Consider the following 21,054-nt stretch of genomic DNA (forward strand, 5'->3'; position numbering starts at 1 on the left):
CCATCACGCGTCAACATCGAACTGGTGAACCACACAACGGAAATTCACAACGTTGTGCGTGAACAGGTTGCGAATCCAGCCTAGTTGAGTGCAGCCTTGTTCCGTAACGGAGGATGCGCGTCCGATGACGCAGCGTCCGAGACGGACGACGCGCGCCCGCGGCCGGGCGGCAGGGAGAGGCCATGACAGCGACAGCTCAACCGCTTCCCGGGCAGTGCCACCGGCAAGTCGTAGAGGTCAGGGCGGAGGTGGTTGCCGGGGTGCGGCGGGACGTCGGGGCGTATGTGCGGCTGTGGGGGTACGGGGAGCTGGCCGACGCGGCGGCGTTGTGCGCGTCGGAACTGCTCTCGAACGTCGGGAAGCACACGGACTCCAGCACGTGCGTGCTCACGCTGGAGCGGCGCAGCCGGGGCGTGCGGGTCACCGTCAGCGACGGGAGTGGGAAGCTGCCCGTGGTGGGGGTGCCGGACGCTACGGAGGAGGGCGGGCGGGGGCTGTTGGTCGTCGCGGGAGTCGCGGACGCGTGGGGGGCCGCGCCGACCGGGGACGGGAAGGACGTGTGGGTCGAGCTGCGGGCGACGGGCGCAAGGGCGCGGGCGTGCGGGGAGCGGGTCGCGCTGCCCGGTCATCTCGCGGACGCCGCACGGTACTTCGCGCCGGGTGGGCCCGAGGACGTGGAGCGGGAGCTGCGCTGCACGCTGGAGGCGCACAGCACCGGCGACCACCACGCCCTCGTGCTCGAACTCCCCGAACCGGCCAGCGCGTTGTGGGCCTCATGGGTACGGGGCCACGCGCCCGCCGCCGTGCTCGTGCTGCCGGACTGCCCCGACGTCTGCCCCTCCGCCGGGGTGCCGTGCTGCGAGTTCGCCACCCACCCGGGCGCCCACACCTGGCAGTTGGAGCCCTGACGGGCCCGGCCCGCGGAAATCGGCGCGCGGTGCCGCTACTGCGCTCCCTACAGTGCCGTGCATGGACTGGCACGCGTGGCACGAGAGGTACGACCGGCCCGGCTCCGGCTACCCCCGCCGGCTGGAGACCGTACAGGTCAGATTCCGCGAGGAGTTGGACCGGATGCCGCCCGGTCCGATACGCGTCGTGAGCCTGTGCGGCGGGCAGGGCCACGACGTCGTCGGGGCCCTCACCGGGCATCCGCGGGCGGCGGACGCCCACGTACGGCTCGTAGAACTGGACCCGCGCAATGTGCGGGACGCCCGTGCCGCGGCCGCGGCCGCGGGGCTGGCGCACTTCGAGGCGATCGCCGGGGACGCCGCCGACACCGCGCACTACGCCGGTTCCGTACCGGCCGACATCGCCCTGGTCTGCGGCCTGTTCGGCAACATCTCGGACGCCGACATCGAGCGCACCGTCGACCACTGCGGCGAACTGGTACGCGACGGCGGCGCCGTCATCTGGACCCGGCACCGCCAGGAGCCCGATGTCTTCCCGCGGATCTGCGGGTGGTTCGAGGAGCGCGGCTTCACCCGGCAGTGGGTGTCGGCCCCCGACGCGGGCTACGGCGTCGGCGTCCACCGCTCCACCACCGCCCCCCGCCCGCTGACGCCCGGCGCCTCCCTCTTCACCTTCGTCGGCTACGACGTCCTGCGCGGAGTTCAGGAGACCACGCCGAAGGTCTCAACGGCGTAGGAGTCGCCGTACGTGGTGTCGGTGTACTCGTTCATGTACGTGCCGGTCGGGCCCGTGACGTGCATGGGGCTGACGACCACGCCGCGGGTCTTCTTGCGGGCCCGGTCCAGTTGGGGCTCCATCGCGTCAAGCCACGCGGCGGTGTCCGTGGGCTTGGCACCGGGGAAGTCCGGGTCGGTGCAGGAGTGCAGGAATTCCCGCGACTGGGGGGCGTGCGCGGTGGCCATGCACACCAGGAGGAGGAGATCGCCCTTACTGTCCCACACCACGTCGAGGGTCAGCGCGACGTGCGCCGCCGGGTGCGCGACCCCCTCGCTGGAGAGGATCTTCTGCTTCGAGGCGCCGGAGAACGACGGGGCGCTCTTCTTCGGCATCGTGATGTGCCACTTCCTGGCGATGGCGCGTACGTGGTCGTCCCCGGAGTAGCCGGGGTGGATGGCCTGGTGCTGGAAGTTGGGCGGTGCGTCGGTGACCGGCGAGACCGTCTTCGGCCACGCGCTGATCGGCACCGGGGCAGCGGCCGGCCGCGCCGCGGGGGAAGTGGTGGCGCCGGCGGGCGCGGAAGCCGCAACCGAGGGACGGTCACTCCCCGCGGTCGCGGACGTCGTGCCCCCGGGCTTCCCGGAGTCGTGCGAAGAGCCGCAGCCCGCGGCAAGGGTGAGCAGCAGGAGCGCGACTGGTGCGGCGGATGCGATGCGTAAGTGCCTCATGGGTCCCGGGTTCGTGGGTCGGGGCAATGCGGCGGACCGGACCGGGGCCCGGGCCGCCGCATCGCGCGGTCGTGGCGCGCTCCCGGTCACCACGAGGTACGGGGCCGGGAGCGCGGCTCAGCAGGTCCTGCTCAGTGGCTCAGTACGTCCAGCACAGCGCGCTGGAGCCGGCAAGCGAGGTCGTCGGGACAAAGGCTACGGCGTCGAAGGCCGCGTCCGGCTACGACAACTTGCCGTTGGAGAAGCGCGGTTCGGCAGAGGACGCACGGGCGTCGTGGGTGAGCAACCCGCAGCCGGGTGTCGCGTACGTTCCGAGCGCGGACAGCCCGTCCGCCGCAGCACCGTGGGCCCGAACGGCAACCGGCCGTCAGGCGTTCTGCACGGACAGGGACCCCGAGGTCACCGTCAGCGCCACCCGGTGGGTGGCGGCGGGGCGCTGGGTCACGCCGACCTGGACGTCCGCGGACGCCCCGGCCGTCGTGACCGCGTAGCCGCCGTCGGTCGTCGGCAGGCGTACGGCGACGGACGCGGAGGTCGCGTGGACGTCGAGGTCGGCGGGGGCCGCGGAGAAGCCGAGGTCCGCGCTGCCCGACACGACGGTGACGGCCGCGTGCGCGGGGCGCAGGTCGCGGGTGGTGAGGCGGATCGAGGAGGCGTCGAGGTCCACGTCGCCCGCGAGGCCGACGATGTCGGCCTCGCCCGAGGTCTGGCGGATCCGCAGGCCGGTGTGCGCGGGCAGCACCAGCGTCAGGGCGCCTGCGCAGGGTTGCGGACGGCCCTCGTCGTCGGGGCAGTTCAGGGTGAGGACGCCGCCGTCCGACGTACTGCCGCGCAGGGCGGACGGGTGGCCGTCGGAGCGGTGGAAGCTACCGGTCACCTCCCGGGCGTCGTTGTCCGCCGTCACCCGCACGGTGCCCGACACCCCGTCGAGGACGACCGTGCCGACGTCGGCGGCCCGGAAGGCGCCGCGCCCCGGCGCGTCCCCGAAGCCGCCGCCGTGCCCACCGTGACCGCCGTCCAGTGTGAGGGCGAGCACCACCGCGAGCGCGACCGCCGACGCCCCCGCGAGCAGCGCGGCGCGGCGTCCCGGCCTCCGCCGCGGGGGGACGCGGGGCGGGTCCGACGGTCGCGGCGGCACACGGGCTGAGTCCATGCCGACCGCCTTCCCCCGCCGTTGCGCCGCACGCCCACCGCCGCACCGCACGCCCACCGCCGCACCGCACGCCACCCCGGCGCCGCGCACGCCACCCCGGCGCCGCGTGCGCGCAGATTACCCGGGCGGCGCCCCAACCACCCGTGGACACCCACGTTTTGCCGGGAATTTGCGATACGGGACGGGGCCGTATCGTAAAGCGACTTACGCTGGTCGGTATGGCCGCCAACGCAACTCCCGCCGTGCCCGAGGCGATACACCGCCGCCGCTGGGCGATCCTCGTCGTACTGCTGTTCAGCCTGCTCGTCGTCGTGCTGGACAACTCGATCCTCAACGTGGCGATGAAGACCATCGCCCAGCCCAAGCCCACCGGTCTCGGCGCCAAGCAGAGCCAGCTCGAATGGGCCATCAACTCCTACACGCTGGTCTTCGCCGGGCTGCTGTTCACCGCGGGGCTGCTGGGCGACCGCATCGGGCGCAAGAAGGTGCTGCTCTTCGGCATGCTCGTCTTCGGGGCCGGGTCCGCGCTGTCGGCGACCGCCGGGTCCGCCGGTGAACTCATCGCCTACCGCGGGGTGATGGGCTTCGGCGGCGCCTTCATCATGCCCGCCACCCTCGCGATCATCATGAACGTCTTCGAGCGCGAGGAGCAGCCCAAGGCCATCGGCATATGGGCCGGGGTCGTGGGTCTGGCCATCGCGATCGGGCCGATCACCGGCGGGCTGCTGCTCCAGCACTTCTGGTGGGGCTCGGTCTTCCTGGTCAACGTGCCGATCGTCATCGCGGGCCTGATAGCGATGTTCCTGCTCGTCCCCGACTCCAAGGACCCGCGGCCCGGCAAGGTCGACCCGGTCGGCGTGATCCTCTCCATGGCCGGTCTCGTCCTGCTGATCTACGGCATCATCAAGGGCGGCCAGCTCGGCGACTTCACCGATCCCGAGGTGTGGCTCACCTCGCTCGGCGGCCTGCTGATCCTCGTCGCGTTCGTCCTCTACGAGCGCCGTGTCGAGCACCCGGCCCTGGACATCTCGTACTTCACCAAGCGGCAGTTCTCCGCGTCCGTCACCGCCATCGGGCTGATCTTCTTCGCCCTCATGGGCGTGACCTTCTTCGTCGTCTTCTACACCCAGTCCGTGCGCGGCTACAGCGCCCTGCAGTCCGGCCTGCTGCTGCTCCCGCTCGCCGCCGCACAGATGGTCTTCGCGCCGCGCGCGCGGCTGCTGGTCGACAAGTTCGGCGCCCGCGCGGTGTGCGCGGTCGGCATGGCCTTCACCGGGTTCGCCTTCATCGGCTTCCTGCTGATGGACGCGGACACCCCGATCTGGGTGCTCGAAGTGCTGTTCTTCGTGATGGGTACGGCCATGGCGCACGTCATGCCGCCCGCCACCGTCATGATCATGTCCTCGCTGCCGCGCGAGAAGGCGGGCTCCGGCTCCGCCGTCAACAACGTCTTCCGGCAGGTCGGCGGCGCGCTCGGGGTCGCCGTCCTCGGCTCGCTCATGTCCACGGTCTACCGGCACGGCATCGACAGCCACCTCGGTGGCCTGCCGCCCGCGCAGCGGCACTCCGCGGGTGAATCCGTCGAGGCGACGCTCGGCGCGGCCGACCACATGGGAGCGAAGGGGGCCGGGCTCGTCCAGCCCGCGCACGACGCCTTCATCCACGCCATGCACGTCACCGCGGTCGCCTCCGGCCTCGTCGCCCTCTTCGGCGCGCTCGTCGTCCTGGTCTTCCTGCCCCCGAAGCCGCCCGCCGTGCCCGCGGCGGCCGGCGGTGGCGGCACGGAGGAGCTGGCGAAGGCCGGTGCCGAACGGTGAGCGAAGGCGCGGGCCCAGGCCCAACCGCCGCGCGGGCCGCGCACCGTGCGGCGGGGGTAGGCGCCGAGGGCCCCGCGGCCGGTGCCGCGCCGCGCGGGCGGCCGCGGGACGCCGCCGTCGGGCGGAAGGTCGTCGAGACCGTGCTGCGGCTCATCGGCGACGGGGCCGCCCTCGCCGACCTCTCGATAGAGGGCATCGCCCGCGAGGCGGGCGTCGGCAAGGCCACGGTCTACCGGCGCTGGCCCGGCAAGGACGCGCTGCTGCTGGACGTCCTCGCCGAGATCGACGTCCCCGCGGACCGCGACCTCACCGGCCCGCTGGGCTTCCGCGGCGCGAGCTTCCGCGACGACCTGTACGTGGCCGTCGAGTCCATGCGGCGGCGCGGGCTCGCCAAGCGCGACTCGGCGATGCTCAGGAGCATGCTCGGGCAGATGCAGAACAACCCGGTGCTGTGGCGGAAGTACCACGACACGGTCATCGCCAAGCGGCGGGCGGCGCTGCGCCGCGTGCTGGAGCACGGCATCGCCATCGGAGCGGTCCGCCCGGAGCTGGGCTCCGACCTGGATCTGCTCGTCGACTTCGTCGCCGGGACGATGATGACCCGCGGCGCCTTCCGCGAGGGCGCCGCCCTCGACGCGGACCTCTCCGACCGGGTGGTCGACCTGATCCTGCACGGCATCGCGCCCCCGATCCCCGCGGCCGAGCCCCCGCCGGGGTGTCCGGATCCAGGCTGAGGACGGCCGGGACGGGCAGTCGTCGGCCAGGGGTCTTCGGCGCCGCGCGCTCTCACATGTGACGCGCTGTTGTTCCGACCGTGAGGGACGCGCCTCGCACCGGCGCCCGAGGCCGCCCGGCACACGCGTCAGAGCACGGCGGGCAGCGCGAAGGTCACTCCGGTCAGCTGTTCGGAGAGCTGCCACAGCCGGGCGGCGGCCGCCGGGTCGGTGGCGCGGGGGGCCAGTTCCACCCGGTGCGGGGCGCCGCGCAACTCGCCCGCGCCGTCGGGTCCGTAGAGCTCGCCGCCGCGCGCCTGGGGCGCGGTGGCCGCGTAGAGCTGCGGCAGCGCGCCCTGCTCGGGCGCCTGTGCGAGCGGCAGCAGCAGCCGGCCGAAGACGAACCTCACCCGGCCGACGGGCGCGGCGGTCTGGAGTCCGGTGGCGGTGTAGCCGGGGTGCGCGAGCACGCTGCGGACGCGGCTGCCGGCCGCGCCGAGCCTGCGGTGCAGCTCCCAGCCGAACAGGGCGTTGGCGAGCTTGGACTGGTTGTAGTAGCCCATGGGCGCGTACGCGCGCTCGCCCGTCAGATCGTCGAAGAAGATCCGCGCCCGGCGGTGGTTGGCGGAGGTGACCGTGACCACGCGGGGGTCGTCGCTGTCGGCCATGAGGCCGAGCAGCAGGCCGGTGAGGGCGAAGTGGCCGAGGTGGTTGGCGGCGAACTGCACCTCCTGGCCCCAGGCGGTGAGCGTGCGGGGCGGCGCCATGAGGCCCGCGTTGTTGACGAGCACGTCGGGGTGCACCCCGTCGGACGTCAGCCCGTCGGCGAAGGCGTGCACCGATGCCAGGTCCGTGAGGTCCAGCGGGCGTAACTCCAAGCGGCCCCCGACCCCCTCGGACGTCAGCTGCGCGACGGCCCGGCGGCCCTTCTCCTCGTCGCGGACGGCCAGCACCACCCGGGCCCCCCTGCGGGCCAGCGCCCTGGTGGTCGCCAGCCCGAGGCCGCTGCCGGCTCCCGTGACGACGCACACCCGTCCGTCCTGGTCCGGCATCCGGTCGGCTCCCCAGCGGCTCTCACGCGTCATGCGGCTCATCGTGACGCGGGTGGCACCAAGTGTCAAGCGTGGCATTCGGAGGCGAAGACGGCACGGCGCCTACGATGGGTGGATGACTTCCCGACCCGCTGGGACCCTGGCCGAGCGCAAGCGCGCGCTGGTCGCGGACGCACTGACCCAGGCCGCGCTGGAGCTGCTCGTGCGCGAGGGGTTCGACGCGGTGACGGTGGACGAGATCACCGCGGCGGCGGGCGTGTCCAAGCGGACGTTCTTCCGCTACTTCTCCTCGAAGGAGGACGTCGTCGTCCGCTTCCTCGCGGAGATGGGTGCCGGCATGCGCGACGAGCTGGCCGCCCGCCCGCCGCAGGAGCCGCCGTCCGTCGCCCTGCGGCACGCGGTGCAATCGTCCGTCGACGCCTGCGCGGGGCACGCGGACCGGGCGCTGAGCGTGGTGCGGCTGGTGCTGCGCACACCGCCGCTGCTCGCCTGCTTCCTGGAGCGCCAGGCGCAGTGGCGCGGCGAGCTGGCGGCGGAGATGGCCCGGCGCCTCGGCATGGACCCGGCGGCGGAGCTGTATCCGGAGCTGGCCGCGGGGATGGCGCTGACGGCCTTCGGCACCGTCCTCCAGCGGTGGAGCGACGACGACGCCGTGGACCCGGTGGAGCTGACCGGCCGGGCCTTCGCCGTCCTCGCCCCGGCGCTGGACGGCGTCGTGGACGGCGTCGTGGACGGCGCCCGGTCCTGAGCCGCGGCCGCCCCGTACGGGCCCGGCGCCGTGCGGGAGCGAGCCGGGACGGGGAGCCCCCTTTGCCGCGGGCGCGCAGCGTGCCAGCATGGGGGGTGGTCCGGGGACACCGTCAGGGTGCCTCGAGATGACGTGAAGGAGCCGTCGAGAATGACGTCACTTTCTGCTGCCCAGGAGCAGGGCAAGGGGCTCGACAATCCCAAGGCGCTGTACGGCGGGAGCCGCAACCGCCGGGTCACCGTGCGTGATCTGGCGCTCGCCAAGGAGCGCGGGGAGCGGTGGCCGATGCTCACCGCGTACGACGCGATGACCGCGTCGGTCTTCGACGAGGCCGGGATCCCGGTGCTGCTCGTCGGGGATTCGATGGGGAACTGCCACCTCGGCTACGAGAGCACCGTGCCGGTCACGCTGGACGAGATGACGATGCTGGCCGCGGCCGTCGTGCGCGGTACGAGCCGCGCGCTGGTCGTCGGGGACCTGACGTTCGGGTCCTACCAGGAAGGGCCCGTACAGGCGCTGCGGAGCGCGACGCGGCTGGTCAAGGAGGCCGGGGTCGGGGCGGTCAAGCTGGAGGGCGGGGAGCGTTCGCTCGCGGCCACCGGGATGATCGTGGAGTCCGGCATCCCCGTCATGGCGCATCTGGGCCTGACGCCGCAGTCGGTCAACACGCTGGGGCACCGGGTGCAGGGCCGCGGCGAGGAGGCGGCCCAGCAGCTCATCCGGGACGCGAAGGCCGCGCAGGACGCGGGCGCCTTCGCCGTGGTGCTGGAGCTGGTGCCCGCCGAGGTCGCCGCGGAGGTCACCCGCTCGCTGCACATCCCCGTCGTCGGCATCGGCGCCGGGCCGGACACGGACGCGCAGGTGCTGGTGTGGACGGACATGGCCGGCCTCACCGGCGGCAAGGTGCCGCGCTTCACCAAGCAGTACCTGGACCTGCGGCGCTCGCTGGGCGACGCGGCCCGGGCGTACGCCGAGGAGGTCGTCGGCGGGGCCTTCCCCGCCGAGGAGCACACCTTCCACTGATCCGCGTTCCACTGATCGGCGTTCCACTGATCCGCGCGGAACGTCCGGAAAAGCCCTTGGCGCGACATCCGCACGGGCTCTTTTGAGACATTCCCGCCGCGCGTCCGTATGTGCCGGTGAGCGCTCCGTCCAGGGGCGCCCACCGGCACCGACGGGACGGACGGGACCCCTGCCATGAACCTCACTCCGCGTCGCGGTGCGCTCGCCGTGGGAGGCGATCTCGACCGCGCGGGCCGGGTAGGGCAGGATGCGCCCGTGGAAGGACCACCCCACGGACCTTCGGGGCCGCCCGGCGCCGCCCCGGAGGAGGAGCTGATGCGGGCGCTGTACCGCGAGCACGCCGGCGCGCTGTACGCGTACGTCCTGCGGCTCGTGGCCGGTGACCGCTTCCTCGCCGAGGACATCGTGCAGGAGACCCTGCTGCGGGCCTGGAAGAGCGCCGCCAAGCTGGACCCCGCGGCCCGCTCGCTGCGGCCGTGGCTGGTGACCGTCGCCCGGCGGCTGGTCATCGACGGCCACCGCAGCCGCCAGGCGCGCCCGCCGGAGACCTCCCCCGCCGCCCTGGAGCAGGTGCCCGCGAGCGACGAGCTGGAGCGCTCGCTGCGCCTGATGACCATTTCCGACGCCTTGCAGGACCTGTCCGAGGCACATCGCGAGGCCCTCGTCGAAACGTACTTCCGGGGCCGTACCGTCAATGAGGCCGCCGCGGAGCTCGGGCTGCCGCCGGGCACCGTACGCTCGCGGGTGTTCTACGCGCTGCGCGCGCTGCGCAACGCGCTGGAGGAGAGGGGGGTGACGACGTCGTGAACCCGCACATGGACGTGGGCGCCTACCTGCTCGGCGCCCTCGACGACGACGAGATGGCCCGCTTCGAGGAGCACCTGGCGGAGTGCGACCTGTGCGGGGACGAGCTGGACCAGCTCGGCGGGGTCGTCCCGGTACTCGCGGAGCTGCGCATCGACGGCACGGACGGGGCCGGCCTCGCCGGGCCGCCGAGCGGCGACGCGCTGCTGGACCGGCTCCTCGCGCAGGTCACGGGCGCGCGCAGGTCGCGGCGGCGGCGGCTGGCGGTCGCGGTGGCCGCGGCGGCGGTGCTGGTCGTGGGCGGCCCGGTGATCGCCGTGCTGTCCGTGCAGAACGGGGGCAGCGGCAGCCCGTCCGCGGAGGCGGGCGGCTTCGGCACCCAGCAGCACACCGGCTCGGACCCGGCGACGGGCGTCTCGGCGGTCGTCGGCGTGACGGACAAGGGCTGGGGCAGCATGATCGACCTGCGGCTGACGGGCGTACGCGGCCCGCTGACCTGCCGGCTGCTCGTCTACGCGCTGGACGGCGACCAGCAGACCGTGGCCACCTGGTCCGTCCCCGCGGACGGCTACGGCACCGACACCCAGCCGACCCCGCTCACCGTGCACGGCGCCGCGGGGCTGCACCCGGGCGACATCACGCACTTCGAGATCCGCACCGAGCGCGGCGACCTGCTCGTCAGCGTCCCCGCCTGACACCGCCACCCGGTCGTTCCCGCAGGTCAGCGGCGCGCGGCGGGCGTACCGACACGGCGTGTCGGTACGTGTCGGCGGCACCGACAGGGCGTGTCGGCGCCGTGTCGGCGCCGTGTCGGAGGCGCCCGGCACAGTGGTGGACATGACGACGCGACCGAGCAGGAACAACGAGTCCGCCGTCGAGGTGCGGGGGCTGGTCAAACACTTCGGCCAGACCAAGGCACTCGACGGCGTCGACCTTGACGTGAGGCAGGGCACCGTCCTCGGGGTCCTCGGGCCGAACGGGGCCGGCAAGACCACGCTGGTGCGGGTGCTGTCCACGCTGCTGCGGCAGGACGCGGGCACGGCCACGGTGGTCGGCTACGACGTGCTGCGGCAGCCCCGGCAGCTGCGCCGGGTGATCGGCCTCACGGGGCAGTACGCCTCGGTGGACGAGAAGCTGTCCGGCCGGGAGAACCTCTACATGATCGGGCGGCTGCTCGACCTGTCGAGCCGGGAGGCCAAGGCGCGGGCCGACGAGCTGCTGGAGCGGTTCTCGCTGACCGAGGCCGCCAAGCGCCCCGCGATGCACTACTCCGGCGGTATGCGCCGCCGCCTGGACCTGGCGGCGAGCATGATAGGCCGCCCGCAGGTGCTCTACCTGGACGAGCCGACGACCGGTCTGGACCCGCGCACCCGCAACGAGGTGTGGGAAGAGGTCCAGCGCATGGTCGCCGAGGGCGCGACGGTGCTGCTGACCACGCAGTACATGGAAGAGGCCGAGCAGCTCGCGAACGAGCTGACCGTCATCGACCGCGGCCGGGTGATCGCCAACGGCCGGGTGGCGGAACTGAAGGCGAAGGTCGGCGGCCGCACGCTGGTGATCCGCCCGTCCGACCCGGTGCAGCTGCACGCGATGGCCGCGGCCATCCGCGACGCGGGCCTGGCCGGGCTCGGCGAGGTGCAGACCGCCGCGGCCGACGGCGAGGTGTCGGTGCCGATCCTCACCGACGAGCAACTGACGGCCGTGGTCGGCCTGCTGGCCGCGCGCGGCTACGGCATCGCGCACATCGGCACGCACCTGCCCAGCCTGGACGAGGTCTTCCTCGCCATCACCGGCAAGAAGGCCGACGACGGTACGCACGACGACACCGCGGCGCCCACCGGCACCGCGACCGCCGCCACGGCGGACAACGGGGAGAAGAAGAAGGTGACGGTATGACCACGGCCACGGCCACCCTCGACCGGCCGGCCAAGACCGCCGCGGTGCCGGGCGAGGGCCGGATAGGCCTGCGGGCCAACCTGCGGCACATCGGCGCCCTCGCGCGCCGCAACCTGCTCCAGATCAAGCAGGACCCGGAGTCGATGTTCGACGCCGTCCTGATGCCGATCATCTTCACGCTGCTGTTCGTGTACGTCTTCGGCGGCGCGGTCTCCGGCAAGGGCAACCAGCACGCGTACGTCAACTACGTGGTGCCCGGCCTGATGGCGATGATGGGCATGAACATCGCCCAGGCGGTCGGCACCGGTATCAACGACGACTTCAAGAAGGGGGTCATGGACCGCTTCCGCACGATGCCGATCGCGCGGTCCTCGGTCCTGATCGCCAAGATCGTCGTCGAGCTGGGCCGCATGATGATCGCGACCCTCATCCTGCTCGGCATGGGCTTCGCGCTGGGGATGACCGTCGGCACGGACGTGCTGCACCTGCTGGCGGCGATCGCGCTGTCCGCGGTGTTCGGGGCTTCGCTGATGTGGATCTTCATCCTGCTGGGCCTGACCATGAAGACGCCGCAGGCAGTCCAGGGGGTCGCCATGCTCGTACTGATGCCGCTGCAGTTCGGCAGCTCGATCTTCGCCAAGCCGACCACGATGCCCGGCTGGCTGGAGGGCTTCACCAAGGTCAACCCGCTCTCCACGCTCGCCGACGCCTCCCGCAACCTGATCAACGGCGGGGCCGTCGCCCACTCGGTGTGGATCACGCTCGCCTGGACCGCGGGCATCACCCTGGTGACGGCGCCGCTCGCGGTGGCCCGCTTCCGCAAGAAGACCTGAGTGGCCGCGCGGCCGCCCGGTTCAGCCGGCCGGCTCCGCCACGTTGCTCATGAGGGCGATGGCCTCCTCCACCGTGAGGCCGTCGCCCTCGGCGTACGCGGCGGCGTACCGCTGCGGGCCGAGCAGGACGAGCAGCCGCTCGGTGGTGGTGGCCACCTGCTCGGCCTCCGCGGGCGGCAGCGCGTTGGGGCGCAGCCGGCGGTGGGCGTTGAGCAGGGCCGCGGCGCGGCAGGCGCGGCGGTCGGCGAGGCCGCCGGGGGCCGGGCGGGCGGGGGCGCGCTCCGACGCGGCGAGCAGGGAGAGGAGTTCGGCCGCACCGGGGGCGAGGATCATGCCGATCCGCGGTGTGATCACATGGGCGATCGGATGCTCGGAGAGCACCGCGAGGCCGTCGCGGATCATGTCCAGGCCGCCGTGCGGATCCGACACCAGGCCGACCAGGTAGCCCTTCATGGCCACGAGCATGCCGACGATGAAGCCGGGCTGGCCGCTGGTGTGCCGGCTGTCGTGGTACGTCTCCTCGATCAGCTCCAGCGCCTCGGCGGGCTTCCCGACGTGGGTGAGCGCGCCCGCGAGCAGCACCCGGCCGTAGAAGCGGGCGCCGTCGTGGTCGGCGCCGTACTCCGACGCCTCCTCGACGCCCCGCCGCAGGGTCGCCATCCCCTCGTCGACCTGGCCGAGGTTGACCAGGGCGTCGCCCAACCGGACGGTGAGGACCGGGACATGCTGCTCGGAGCCGATCTTGTGGGCGAGCGCGATGCCCTTGCGGCAGCACTCAACGGCGTGCGCCCAGTCCCCCGCGTTGCCGGCCGCCTCCGCCTCGGCGGACAGCGTCTCGGCCATGCCCCACTCGTCGCCGAACCGCTCGAAGATCCGCCGGCTCTCGGCGATGTCGCGGATCGAGCCCTCGACGTACTCGCTGACGTCGTTGTTGACCTTGGCCCGCAACTGGAGCGAGAAGGCCAGCTCCCAGTCCTGGCCGTGGATACGGCAGGACTCGACCGTCTCGTCCATCAGGCTGCGCAGCTTCTCGAAGTCGCCGGTGAAGAAGGCCGCGTACGGGCGCAACAGGCCCGGGAAGCGGGCGGACTGCGGGAGGTGCGGCGGGTAGTTGGCGATCATCCGCTCGCCGAGCCGGGCGACGTCCGGCATCGTCCACCACTCCGTGTCGCCCTCGGAGGCGGCCATCTGCACCACCCGCACCCAGCGCCGGGCCTCGATGCGCTGCTGCTCGCCGAGCGGCGGCGGGTCGTCCAGCGGGCCGCGCTCGACCGGTTCCAGATACGCCGGGGTGTCGAACGGGTCCTCACCCATCGCGGCGACCAGGGCGGGCCAGTAGCGGCGCTCCGAGATGTAGTTGCGGACCTCCCAGAACCAGGAGCAGGCCAGCAGGAGCACGAGTGCCTCGTCCTCGTCGCCGGTGTCCACGGCGCGGCGCAGCGCGGCCCGCAGATTCTCGTGCTCGCGCTCCAGCCGCTCGAACCAGACGAGTTGGCCCGCCTTGCGCATCTTCGGGTGGGCGGTGCGGACGAACTCCCGGAAGTAGGTGAGGTGTCGGCGGGCGACGGCGTCCCGCTCGCCGGACTCGTCCAGCCGCTCGGCGGCGTACTCGGCGATCGTCTCCAGCATCCGGTAGCGCTCGCCGGAGCCGGTGAAGTCGGCGAGGACGAGGGATTTGTCGACGAGCGAGGCAAGGAGGGGAGCCGCGTCGGCGGCGTCGATACGGGCGCCGGGCCCGCCGGGGGCGGAGGTGTGGGCGCTGTTCGCGGGCGCCGGGTCGGCGCAGACGGCCTCGACGGCCTCCAGGGTCCAGCCGCCGCGGAAGACGGCGAGGCGGCGCAGCAGGGTGCGCTCGGCCGGGTCGAGCAGATCCCAGGACCAGTCGACGACCGCGCGCAGCGTCTGCTGGCGCGGCAGCAGGGTGCGGCTGCCGCCGGTGAGCAGCCGGAAGCGGTCGTCCAGGCGGTCGGCCAGGCCGCGCGGCGACATGCTGCGCAGCCGGGCCGCGGCCAGCTCGATGGCCAGCGGCAGCCCGTCCAGCCTGCGGCACAGCTCCGCGCACGCGAGGGGGTCGTCGTCGACGGAGAAGCCGGGGCGGGCCGCGGCGCCGCGGTCGGCGAGCAGCCGCAGCGCGGTCGGATCCGGCAGCGGATCCAGCGGGCGCACCAACTCCCCCGGTACGCCGAGGGGTTCGCGGCTGGTGGCGAGGACGGCCAGCCCCGGGCAGTCGGCGAGCAGCCGCTCGGCGAGGGTCGCGGCGGCGTCGATGACGTGCTCGCAGTTGTCGAGCACGAGGAGCAGCTCGCGGCCCGCGAGGAGGTCGGTGAGGCGGCGCACCGGATCTTTGGTCTTGTTCTCCAGCGCCGCTATCGCCTCGCTGGTGAGGCCGTGCAGCTGGGTGTCGCGCAGGCCGAGCGAGCTGACGACGGCCTCGGGAAGGCTGCGCGGGTCGCTGACCGGGGCGAGTTCGGCGTACCAGACGCCGTCCGGCCAGCGCTCGGCGACGAGGTCGCCGGCCTCCTGCGACAGCCGGGTCTTGCCCGTGCCGCCGGGGCCGGTGAGCGTCACGAGCCGGGCGCGGGACAAGTCGTCGGCGACCGCGCCGAGTTCGGCCTCGCGGCCGACGAAACTCGTGAGCCGGGCGCGGGAGTTGCCCTGCCGGGCGGGCCGGCGCTTCTCCGGCGCGGGCCGCGGTGCCGGCGGGGCCGTCTCGGGGTTCAGCAACTCCGCGTGCAGGGCGCGTAGTTCGGGGCTCGGGTCGGCGCCGAGCTGCTCCGCGAGGGCGCGCCGCACACCCTCGTACGCCGCGAGCGCGTCCGCGGTGCGGCCCGCCGCGCGCAGGGCGCGGATGTGCAGGGCGTGCAGCGGCTCGTCCAGCGGGTGGTCGGCGGCCAGCCCCGCGAGCTCCGGCAGCACGCCCGCCGCGCGGCCGAGCTGGACCTCCGCCGCGAGCCGCAGCCGCCGGGCGTCCAGCCGCAGCGCCTCGGCCCGCACGGCAACGCTGCCGCCCCGGTCCGGGAGGTCCGCGAGGGCGGGGCCGCGCCACAGGGCGAGGGCGTCCGCGAGCAGGCCCGCGGCCTTGACGGCGTCGCCGTCGGCGAGCGCGCGGGACCCTTCGTCCGCGAGGCGCTCGAAACGGAAGAGGTCGACGTCGTCCTTCTGCGCGGCGAGGCGGTAGCCGCCCTCGACGGAGTCGACCGCGCCGTGCCCGATCGCCCGGCGCAGCCGTCCGACCAGGGCCTGGAGCGCGCCGGTCGCCCCGGCGGGCGGCTCGCCGTCCCACACGTCCTCGATCAGCGCGTCCGCCGCCACGACGCGGCCCGGCCGCAGCGCGAGCGCCGTCAGCAGCGCGCGCAGCCGCCCGCCGGCGAGCGGCCCCCTCGCCTCCCCGCCGTCCCCCCACGCCTCGGCGCCCCCGAGGATCCCGTATCGCACTCCCCCATTCTTACGGATCCCCAGCCGGGCGGGTGTTTCCAGTCCCGCACCAGCCCCGCGGGGCGCCCCGTCAGGGGCGCGGGGAACTGCGCGCTCAGCCCACCACCGGCCGGTGGTCCGGAACGAACCGAACTGCCCCTTCGGGCCGGTGACTACCCGCGCCCCCGTGGTGGCTGGGGGTACCGCCCAGGCGAAGCTCTGGGGGAGCGCAGTTCCCCGCGCCCCTGCGGGGCACGAGCCCCCGCCCGGGGCGCGGCTCAGGGGGCGTGACCGGCGCAGGGAAAGCCCCCGGCATGGGAGAATGCACCGCACGCCGGGTTCGCCGAGGTCCCGGGAAGGGGAAAGGCCCGCTCATGAGCGTCACGCCCATTCGTCAGGCCCGCGGGAGCGGGGACCGGTGGGTGAGCCCGGTGTTCCTGGGGATCGCCGCCGTCATGGGCGTGTCCGGCTGGGCCCTGTGGACGGACTTCGCCTCGGACCCGGGCTTCGCCATCTTCCTCTTCGTCGTGTCCGGCTGGGTCGTCTCCCTGTGCCTGCACGAGTACGCCCACGCCCGTACCGCCCTGCACAGCGGCGACATCAGCATCGGGTCGAAGGGCTACCTCACCCTCAACCCGCTGAAGTACGTCAACGCCGGGCTGTCGATCGTGCTGCCGGTGATCTTCGTGATCCTCGGCGGCATCGGCCTGCCCGGCGGCGCGGTCTTCATCGAGCGCGGCCGCATCCGGGGACGGTGGAAGCACAGCGCGATCTCGGCCGCGGGCCCGCTCGCGAACATCATCTTCGCCCTCGCGCTGATGCTGCCCTTCACCACGGGCCTGGCGGACACCTGGCCGCAGATCTTCTGCGACGCGCTCAGCTTCCTGGCGTTCTTGCAGGTCAGCGCGGCTTTCCTGAATCTGCTGCCGGTGCCGGGCCTGGACGGCTACGGCATCTGGGAGCCGTGGCTGTCGTACAACATCCGCCGCCAGGCGGAGGCCTTCGCGCCGTTCGGGATGCTCGCGACCTTCGGCGTGCTGTACATCCCGGCGGTCAACGAGAAGTTCTTCAACGGCGTCTACCACGTCCTGGAGTGGTTCCACGTGTCGCCGTTGCTGGCCGCGAACGGCCACTACTACTTCCAGTTCTGGAAGCACTGAGCCCGGCGGGGCTCAGCCCCGCTCGGGGGCGGCTGCCGCGGTGAGCCGCGCCTTGCGGTGGTAGTACCACCACATGTTGCTGGAGACGCCCGCGACGAGCACCCACACGATGCCGAGCCAGTTGCCCTTCACGAAGGACACGACGGCGGCGGCTACGGCGAGCACGCACACCACGAGGGCGTAGAGGGCGAGGCGGGGCATGGGCGTACGGCTCCTGTCCTGAGCAGCGCGGGGCGGCGTTCCGCCCATTCTCCCCCACGGCGGGCCGTGGCCTGCCCCGGCCATATCCTTTACGAGTAAAACACCTGTTAAGCTTGTAGGCATGCCCCGCACGCCCGCTCCCCGCACCCGCACCCGCACCCGCACCCGCACCCGCACCCGCACCCGCACCCGTCTCCCGCTCGCCGGCCCGATGCGGCTCGGCGTGCCGTCGGAGACGTGGTTCAAGCCCGCGCTGAGCGTCGTCGTGTCCGTCGCGCCGCCCAACCTGCTGCTGCTCGCGCTCGGGCGGCTCGACCTGGCCCTTTACACGATGGCCGGGTCGCTGTGCGCCCTCTACGCGCACAACCGGCCGTACGCCGCCCGCGCCCGGGTGCTGGGCTGGGTCGTGCTCGGCATGCTCACGGGCTTCGCGGCCGCGCTCGTGACGGCGTCGCTGACCGGCAGCGCGGTGGTGCTGGTGACGGTGGGGGCGCTGCTGGCCGCGGGCCAGAAGGCGGTGTGCGACGCGACACGGATCGGGCCGCCGGGCCATGTGATCTTCACCTTCATCAGCTCGGCCACCCTCTTCGCCCCGCAGGAGCTGGGGCAGGTCCCGGCGCACGTGGGCCTGGCGGCGCTCGCGGGCCTGTGGTCGTGGGCCGTCGGCATGGCGCCGGGGCTCGTCCGGCCGCACGGCCCGGAACGCCGGGCCACTGCGCACGCGCTGCGCGCCACCGCCGGATACGCGCGGTCCGGTGACGGCGCCGCCCGTACCGCCGCGGCCGCCGCCCTGCACGCGGCCTGGCAGACACTCGGCGCCTCCGGCCCCCGCTCCACCGCCCGCGCCCCGCTCACCCGGCTGCTGACCCGCGCGGAGATCGCCCTCGCGTCCCCCGCGGACGCGGACCCGGCCCTGCTGCGGGCCTGGGCGGCGGCGCTGCGCGGCAACGGCGCCTTCCCGGGCGCGGCCGCGACCGATGCCGCCGGGCCCGCCCCGCACGCTGCCCGGCTGCCCCGGACGCAGCCGCTGCGCGCCCTCGTACGGGAGCGGCTCGCGGGTGTCGCGCCGCTCGCCGTGCGGACGGCGCTCGGGTGCGCGCTGGCCGGGTACGCCTCGCTCGCGCTCGGGGTCGGGCGGCCGTACTGGGCGCTCGTCACCGCCGCCTCGCTCTACCAGGCGAACGTCACGCTCACCTGGAACCGCGGGGTCCAGCGGGTCGTCGGCAACCTCCTCGGTGTCCTCCTCTTCGCCGCCCTCGCACCGCTCAGCCACGTCAGCCGGCTCTCGCTCGTGCTGTGCTGCATCGCCCTCAACTTCGGCGCCGAGGCGCTCATCACCCGCAACTACTGGCTCGGCAGCGTGTGCGTCACGCCCATGGCGCTGCTCATCACCGACTTCGTCCGCTACCAGGAGCCCGGCACGCTCATGGCCGACCGGGCGGTCGACACCGTCGTGGGGGCGCTCGTCGGCTTCGCCGCGGCCGTGGCCGTCACCAACCGGCGGGCCGGCGACCGTATCGAGGACGCGCTCGCCGCCGTCCACCGCGCCCGCGAGCACTCCGCCGGGCTGCTCGCCGCGCCCGAGCCCGACCCGCACGCCCTCACCGCCGCGCACCGCGACCTCACCGGCGCGCTCGTCGCCCTGCGGACCGCCGCCGACACCGCCGCGGGCGAGTGGTGGCAGCGGGACCTCCCGCAGGAGCGGGTGCTGCACGCCGAGCGGGCCGGGCACCGTACCCTCGCGGTGGCGATACGGCGGCAGGCGCCGCCGACGGCGGAGGGCGTACACGTATGACGGCAGCGGACGGGACGGCGCGGGGCGCCGCGGACGACACGGTGGCCGGTGTCGTCCGGCAGTGGTACGCGGTGCGGCCCGACCTCGACACCGCGCCCATGGAGATCATCGGGCGCGTCAACCGCTGCGCCGCGCTGCTCCAGCAGGCGGAGGACGCGCCGCTGCGGCGCGCCGGGCTCACCCGGCCCGAGTTCGACGTCCTCGGCACGCTGCGCCGCACCGGCCACGAGCTGACACCGGGCGAGCTGGCCCGGGAGACCTTCTCGTCCGGCGCCGCCGTGACCAAGCGGCTGAAGTCCCTCACCGAGCGCGGCCTCGTCGACCGCCGCCCCGACACCCGCGACCGCCGGGTGGCCCTCGTCCGCCTCACCGACGCCGGCCGCGACCTCGTCGACGGTCTGCTGCCGGAGCAGCTGTCGTACGAGGCCGCGGTGCTCGACGGCGTACCCGGTCAGGCGCGGGAGGAACTGGCGGCGCGGCTGAGCGAACTGCTCCTCCAGCTGGAGGGGCGGCTCGGCGCTCCCCCGCGCGCCTGACCGGGTTCACCCGGTGCGGATCACCCGCTCCAGGGGAGGCCGGTGAGGATCGACGACTTGTCGATGGACGACCAGTGCTGGATCTTGGACGACGCGAAACCGTACTTGTCGAAGACGCTCTGCGTCGTGATCCAGCGGTAGCCGCCGTTCCACGAGTCGTAGATGTAGACGGCGGAGCTGCCGGTCACCTTGACCAGAATCGGGCTGTTCAGCGCGTAGCTCAAGCCGAGCACGCAGGACGTGCTGACAGTGGAGATGCCGCTGTAGCTGGTCCACAGCCCGTTGTAGTCGGAGGAGTCGGGGAAGTAGTACCGCGTCCCGCCCGGGCCGGTCAGGTAGACGGTGGGATCGCCGGACACCTTGAAGCGGTGCCCGGGACCCGGGCACGTAACCGCGGCGTTCGCGGTGGCAACCTGCCCGGAATGCCGGGCGGACGCCGGTGACGCCTGCGAGTAGCCCGCGGCGCCCACGACCATGCTCAGGCCCAAGGCCATGACGGCGGCGGCGCGCCGGAAAACGTGACTCATAGGTTGTTCCCCCCTGCTCGTCGTTGCTGACGGCACCGATCCGGGTCCCCCCGGACCGGTCGTTGCACCGACGAGCTTATGTGGGCAACTCGCCTGCCGCCAGGGTGAGTTCGCCCGATTCCGTCCCGAAATGCCGGTGGCGGAAACGGAGGTGGGACGTCCGTCGGAAGTCCGCGAAGTGACCGTCAGACGTCCGTCAGGCGCAGGCCCGCGTGGGCCTTGTAGCGGCGGTTGGTGGAGATCAGGTTGGCCACCAGGGACTCGACCTGGTGGGCGTTGCGCAGGCGGCCCGCGAAGACTCCGCGCATGCCGGGGATGCGGGCGGCAAGGGCCTGGACCGTGTCCGTGTCGGCGCGGGAGTCGCCGAGGACCATGACGTCCGTGTCGATGGATTCCACCTCCGGGTTCTGGAGCAGCACCGCGGACAGGTGGTGGAAGGCCGCGGTGACACGGGAGTCGGGGAGCAGGGCCGCCGCCTGCTGGGCCGCGCTGCCCTCGTCCGGCACGAGCGCGTACGCGCCCTGCTTGTCGAAGCCGAGCGGGTTGACGCAGTCGACCACGAGCTTGCCCGCGAGGTCGGCGCGCAGCTCCTCCAGCGTCTTGGCGTGGCCCTCCCACGGCACCGCCACGATCACGATGTCGCTGCGCCGCGCGCACTCCGCGTTCTCCGCGCCCTCGACGCCGTGGCCGAGTTCGTCGGCGGCGACCCGCGCGCGGTCCGCGCTGCGCGAGCCGACGATCACCCGCTGGCCGGCCCTGCCGAGCCGGTAGGCGAGGCCGCGGCCCTGGTCACCGGTGCCGCCGAGCACTCCGACGACCAGGCCCGAGACGTCGGGCAGCGCCCAGGGGTCCTTCGCGGGGGCCTTGGGCCGGGCAGCGGCGGCGGTGTTGCTGTCGTCAGCGTTAGTCATGAGCGCGATCCTGCCAGGTGGCCCCCGGCGACGGGCGTTCCGGGGGCCACCGGGCCGCCCGAACGGCGGCGCGGGTAAGGCTTTCAGGCCTGTACGGGGGGGGCCGTTCAGGCCGGT

20 protein-coding genes are annotated in these 21,054 nt (G+C 73.6%); 13 read left to right on the plus strand and 7 right to left on the minus strand.

All coding sequences use genetic code 11. The features are described from left to right. Positions 1 to 182: 182 nt before the first annotated feature. Both ACH4SL_RS33450 and ACH4SL_RS33455 read left to right on the plus strand, forming a co-directional pair. A complete protein-coding gene (locus tag ACH4SL_RS33450; protein WP_398452923.1) occupies positions 183 to 908 on the plus strand; it encodes an ATP-binding protein in 726 nt (241 codons plus the stop codon). Between the two features lie 61 nt (positions 909 to 969). Continuing rightward, entirely contained in the window at positions 970 to 1,644 is a 675-nt protein-coding gene (locus ACH4SL_RS33455; RefSeq protein WP_398452925.1) for an SAM-dependent methyltransferase, read from the plus strand. On the opposite strand, the gene ACH4SL_RS33460 is transcribed toward ACH4SL_RS33455, so the two are convergent. Continuing rightward, positions 1,611 to 2,153, minus strand: coding sequence for a hypothetical protein (locus tag ACH4SL_RS33460; RefSeq protein WP_398452928.1), 543 nt, complete (start codon positions 2,151 to 2,153; stop codon positions 1,611 to 1,613). The genes ACH4SL_RS33455 and ACH4SL_RS33460 overlap by 34 nt on opposite strands. Positions 2,154 to 2,721: 568 nt before the next feature. Next, complete coding sequence (locus ACH4SL_RS33465) at positions 2,722 to 3,507, minus strand: hypothetical protein (protein WP_398452930.1); 786 nt, start codon at positions 3,505 to 3,507, stop codon at positions 2,722 to 2,724. A 218-nt stretch (positions 3,508 to 3,725) separates the two neighbouring features. On the opposite strand from ACH4SL_RS33465, the gene ACH4SL_RS33470 reads away from it, so the two are divergent. Both ACH4SL_RS33470 and ACH4SL_RS33475 read left to right on the plus strand, forming a co-directional pair. Continuing rightward, on the plus strand, positions 3,726 to 5,324 hold the full coding sequence (locus ACH4SL_RS33470) for an MFS transporter (RefSeq protein WP_398452932.1): 1,599 nt from the start codon (positions 3,726 to 3,728) through the stop codon (positions 5,322 to 5,324). Next, a complete protein-coding gene (locus tag ACH4SL_RS33475) occupies positions 5,321 to 6,058 on the plus strand; it encodes a TetR/AcrR family transcriptional regulator (protein ID WP_398452935.1) in 738 nt (245 codons plus the stop codon). Before ACH4SL_RS33470 ends, ACH4SL_RS33475 begins: the two co-directional genes overlap by 4 nt. 128 nt (positions 6,059 to 6,186) lie before the next feature. Here ACH4SL_RS33475 and ACH4SL_RS33480 read toward each other — a convergent pair whose 3' ends face one another. Further along, positions 6,187 to 7,122, minus strand: coding sequence for an oxidoreductase (locus tag ACH4SL_RS33480; protein WP_398452937.1), 936 nt, complete (start codon positions 7,120 to 7,122; stop codon positions 6,187 to 6,189). Between the two features lie 82 nt (positions 7,123 to 7,204). Here ACH4SL_RS33480 and ACH4SL_RS33485 point away from each other — a divergent pair, with 82 nt between their 5' ends. The 6 genes from ACH4SL_RS33485 to ACH4SL_RS33510 all read left to right on the plus strand — a co-directional run bounded on the left by ACH4SL_RS33485 (position 7,205) and on the right by ACH4SL_RS33510 (position 12,393). Further along, positions 7,205 to 7,837, plus strand: coding sequence for a TetR family transcriptional regulator (locus ACH4SL_RS33485; protein WP_398452940.1), 633 nt, complete (start codon positions 7,205 to 7,207; stop codon positions 7,835 to 7,837). A gap of 150 nt (positions 7,838 to 7,987) precedes the next feature. Continuing rightward, positions 7,988 to 8,860 (plus strand): 3-methyl-2-oxobutanoate hydroxymethyltransferase, encoded by an 873-nt coding sequence (gene panB / locus ACH4SL_RS33490; RefSeq protein WP_398452942.1) that lies wholly within the window; start codon positions 7,988 to 7,990, stop codon positions 8,858 to 8,860. A gap of 255 nt (positions 8,861 to 9,115) precedes the next feature. Next, a complete protein-coding gene (locus tag ACH4SL_RS33495) occupies positions 9,116 to 9,667 on the plus strand; it encodes a sigma-70 family RNA polymerase sigma factor (protein WP_398452945.1) in 552 nt (183 codons plus the stop codon). Beyond that, entirely contained in the window at positions 9,664 to 10,359 is a 696-nt protein-coding gene (locus ACH4SL_RS33500; RefSeq protein WP_398452948.1) for a zf-HC2 domain-containing protein, read from the plus strand. Before ACH4SL_RS33495 ends, ACH4SL_RS33500 begins: the two co-directional genes overlap by 4 nt. Before the next feature lie 142 nt (positions 10,360 to 10,501). Next, a complete protein-coding gene (locus ACH4SL_RS33505) occupies positions 10,502 to 11,560 on the plus strand; it encodes an ATP-binding cassette domain-containing protein (RefSeq protein ID WP_398452951.1) in 1,059 nt (352 codons plus the stop codon). Next, positions 11,557 to 12,393, plus strand: coding sequence for an ABC transporter permease (locus tag ACH4SL_RS33510; RefSeq protein ID WP_398452954.1), 837 nt, complete (start codon positions 11,557 to 11,559; stop codon positions 12,391 to 12,393). The genes ACH4SL_RS33505 and ACH4SL_RS33510 overlap by 4 nt, the downstream gene beginning before the upstream one ends. Positions 12,394 to 12,414: 21 nt before the next feature. Here ACH4SL_RS33510 and ACH4SL_RS33515 read toward each other — a convergent pair whose 3' ends face one another. Continuing rightward, positions 12,415 to 15,828 (minus strand): BTAD domain-containing putative transcriptional regulator, encoded by a 3,414-nt coding sequence (locus tag ACH4SL_RS33515; protein ID WP_398452957.1) that lies wholly within the window; start codon positions 15,826 to 15,828, stop codon positions 12,415 to 12,417. Positions 15,829 to 16,181: 353 nt separating this feature from the next. Between ACH4SL_RS33515 and ACH4SL_RS33520 the strand changes: the two genes are divergently transcribed. Further along, positions 16,182 to 16,967: a site-2 protease family protein gene (locus tag ACH4SL_RS33520; protein ID WP_398452960.1), complete on the plus strand. Its 786-nt coding sequence runs from the start codon at positions 16,182 to 16,184 to the stop codon at positions 16,965 to 16,967. A gap of 12 nt (positions 16,968 to 16,979) precedes the next feature. Here the strand turns inward: ACH4SL_RS33520 and ACH4SL_RS33525 are convergent, their stop codons facing one another. Beyond that, positions 16,980 to 17,168 carry a hypothetical protein gene (locus tag ACH4SL_RS33525; RefSeq protein ID WP_398452963.1) on the minus strand — a complete coding sequence of 63 codons (189 nt, stop codon included), beginning with the start codon at positions 17,166 to 17,168 and terminating at the stop codon, positions 16,980 to 16,982. Positions 17,169 to 17,289: 121 nt separating this feature from the next. On the opposite strand from ACH4SL_RS33525, the gene ACH4SL_RS33530 reads away from it, so the two are divergent. Continuing rightward, complete coding sequence (locus ACH4SL_RS33530; RefSeq protein WP_398452966.1) at positions 17,290 to 18,963, plus strand: FUSC family protein; 1,674 nt, start codon at positions 17,290 to 17,292, stop codon at positions 18,961 to 18,963. Further along, a complete protein-coding gene (locus tag ACH4SL_RS33535) occupies positions 18,960 to 19,499 on the plus strand; it encodes a MarR family winged helix-turn-helix transcriptional regulator (RefSeq protein WP_398452968.1) in 540 nt (179 codons plus the stop codon). The genes ACH4SL_RS33530 and ACH4SL_RS33535 overlap by 4 nt, the downstream gene beginning before the upstream one ends. A 20-nt stretch (positions 19,500 to 19,519) precedes the next feature. Here ACH4SL_RS33535 and ACH4SL_RS33540 read toward each other — a convergent pair whose 3' ends face one another. Continuing rightward, a complete protein-coding gene (locus ACH4SL_RS33540; protein WP_398452970.1) occupies positions 19,520 to 20,026 on the minus strand; it encodes a hypothetical protein in 507 nt (168 codons plus the stop codon). 185 nt (positions 20,027 to 20,211) lie between these two features. Continuing rightward, the gene (gene npdG, locus ACH4SL_RS33545) at positions 20,212 to 20,937 is read right to left on the minus strand and encodes an NADPH-dependent F420 reductase (RefSeq protein WP_398452972.1); all 726 of its coding nucleotides are present in this window, start codon (positions 20,935 to 20,937) and stop codon (positions 20,212 to 20,214) included. Between the last annotated feature and the right edge of the window lie 117 nt (positions 20,938 to 21,054).

The organism is Streptomyces sp. NPDC021020 (assembly GCF_044333285.1).
GTDB lineage: Bacteria > Actinomycetota > Actinomycetes > Streptomycetales > Streptomycetaceae > Actinacidiphila.

Bases quoted from the DNA above. Each gene is read 5' to 3' on its own strand.
- ACH4SL_RS33450 (WP_398452923.1), top strand. From the start codon at position 183: ATGACAGCGACAGCTCAACCGCTTCCCGGGCAGTGCCACCGGCAAGTC.
- ACH4SL_RS33455 (WP_398452925.1), top strand. From the start codon at position 970: ATGGACTGGCACGCGTGGCACGAGAGGTACGACCGGCCCGGCTCCGGC.
- ACH4SL_RS33465 (WP_398452930.1), bottom strand. From the start codon at position 3,507: ATGGACTCAGCCCGTGTGCCGCCGCGACCGTCGGACCCGCCCCGCGTC.
- ACH4SL_RS33470 (WP_398452932.1), top strand. From the start codon at position 3,726: ATGGCCGCCAACGCAACTCCCGCCGTGCCCGAGGCGATACACCGCCGC.
- ACH4SL_RS33480 (WP_398452937.1), bottom strand. From the start codon at position 7,122: ATGACGCGTGAGAGCCGCTGGGGAGCCGACCGGATGCCGGACCAGGAC.
- ACH4SL_RS33485 (WP_398452940.1), top strand. From the start codon at position 7,205: ATGACTTCCCGACCCGCTGGGACCCTGGCCGAGCGCAAGCGCGCGCTG.
- panB (WP_398452942.1), top strand. From the start codon at position 7,988: ATGACGTCACTTTCTGCTGCCCAGGAGCAGGGCAAGGGGCTCGACAAT.
- ACH4SL_RS33505 (WP_398452951.1), top strand. From the start codon at position 10,502: ATGACGACGCGACCGAGCAGGAACAACGAGTCCGCCGTCGAGGTGCGG.
- ACH4SL_RS33510 (WP_398452954.1), top strand. From the start codon at position 11,557: ATGACCACGGCCACGGCCACCCTCGACCGGCCGGCCAAGACCGCCGCG.
- ACH4SL_RS33520 (WP_398452960.1), top strand. From the start codon at position 16,182: ATGAGCGTCACGCCCATTCGTCAGGCCCGCGGGAGCGGGGACCGGTGG.
- ACH4SL_RS33525 (WP_398452963.1), bottom strand. From the start codon at position 17,168: ATGCCCCGCCTCGCCCTCTACGCCCTCGTGGTGTGCGTGCTCGCCGTA.
- ACH4SL_RS33530 (WP_398452966.1), top strand. From the start codon at position 17,290: ATGCCCCGCACGCCCGCTCCCCGCACCCGCACCCGCACCCGCACCCGC.
- ACH4SL_RS33535 (WP_398452968.1), top strand. From the start codon at position 18,960: ATGACGGCAGCGGACGGGACGGCGCGGGGCGCCGCGGACGACACGGTG.
- ACH4SL_RS33540 (WP_398452970.1), bottom strand. From the start codon at position 20,026: ATGAGTCACGTTTTCCGGCGCGCCGCCGCCGTCATGGCCTTGGGCCTG.
- npdG (WP_398452972.1), bottom strand. From the start codon at position 20,937: ATGACTAACGCTGACGACAGCAACACCGCCGCCGCTGCCCGGCCCAAG.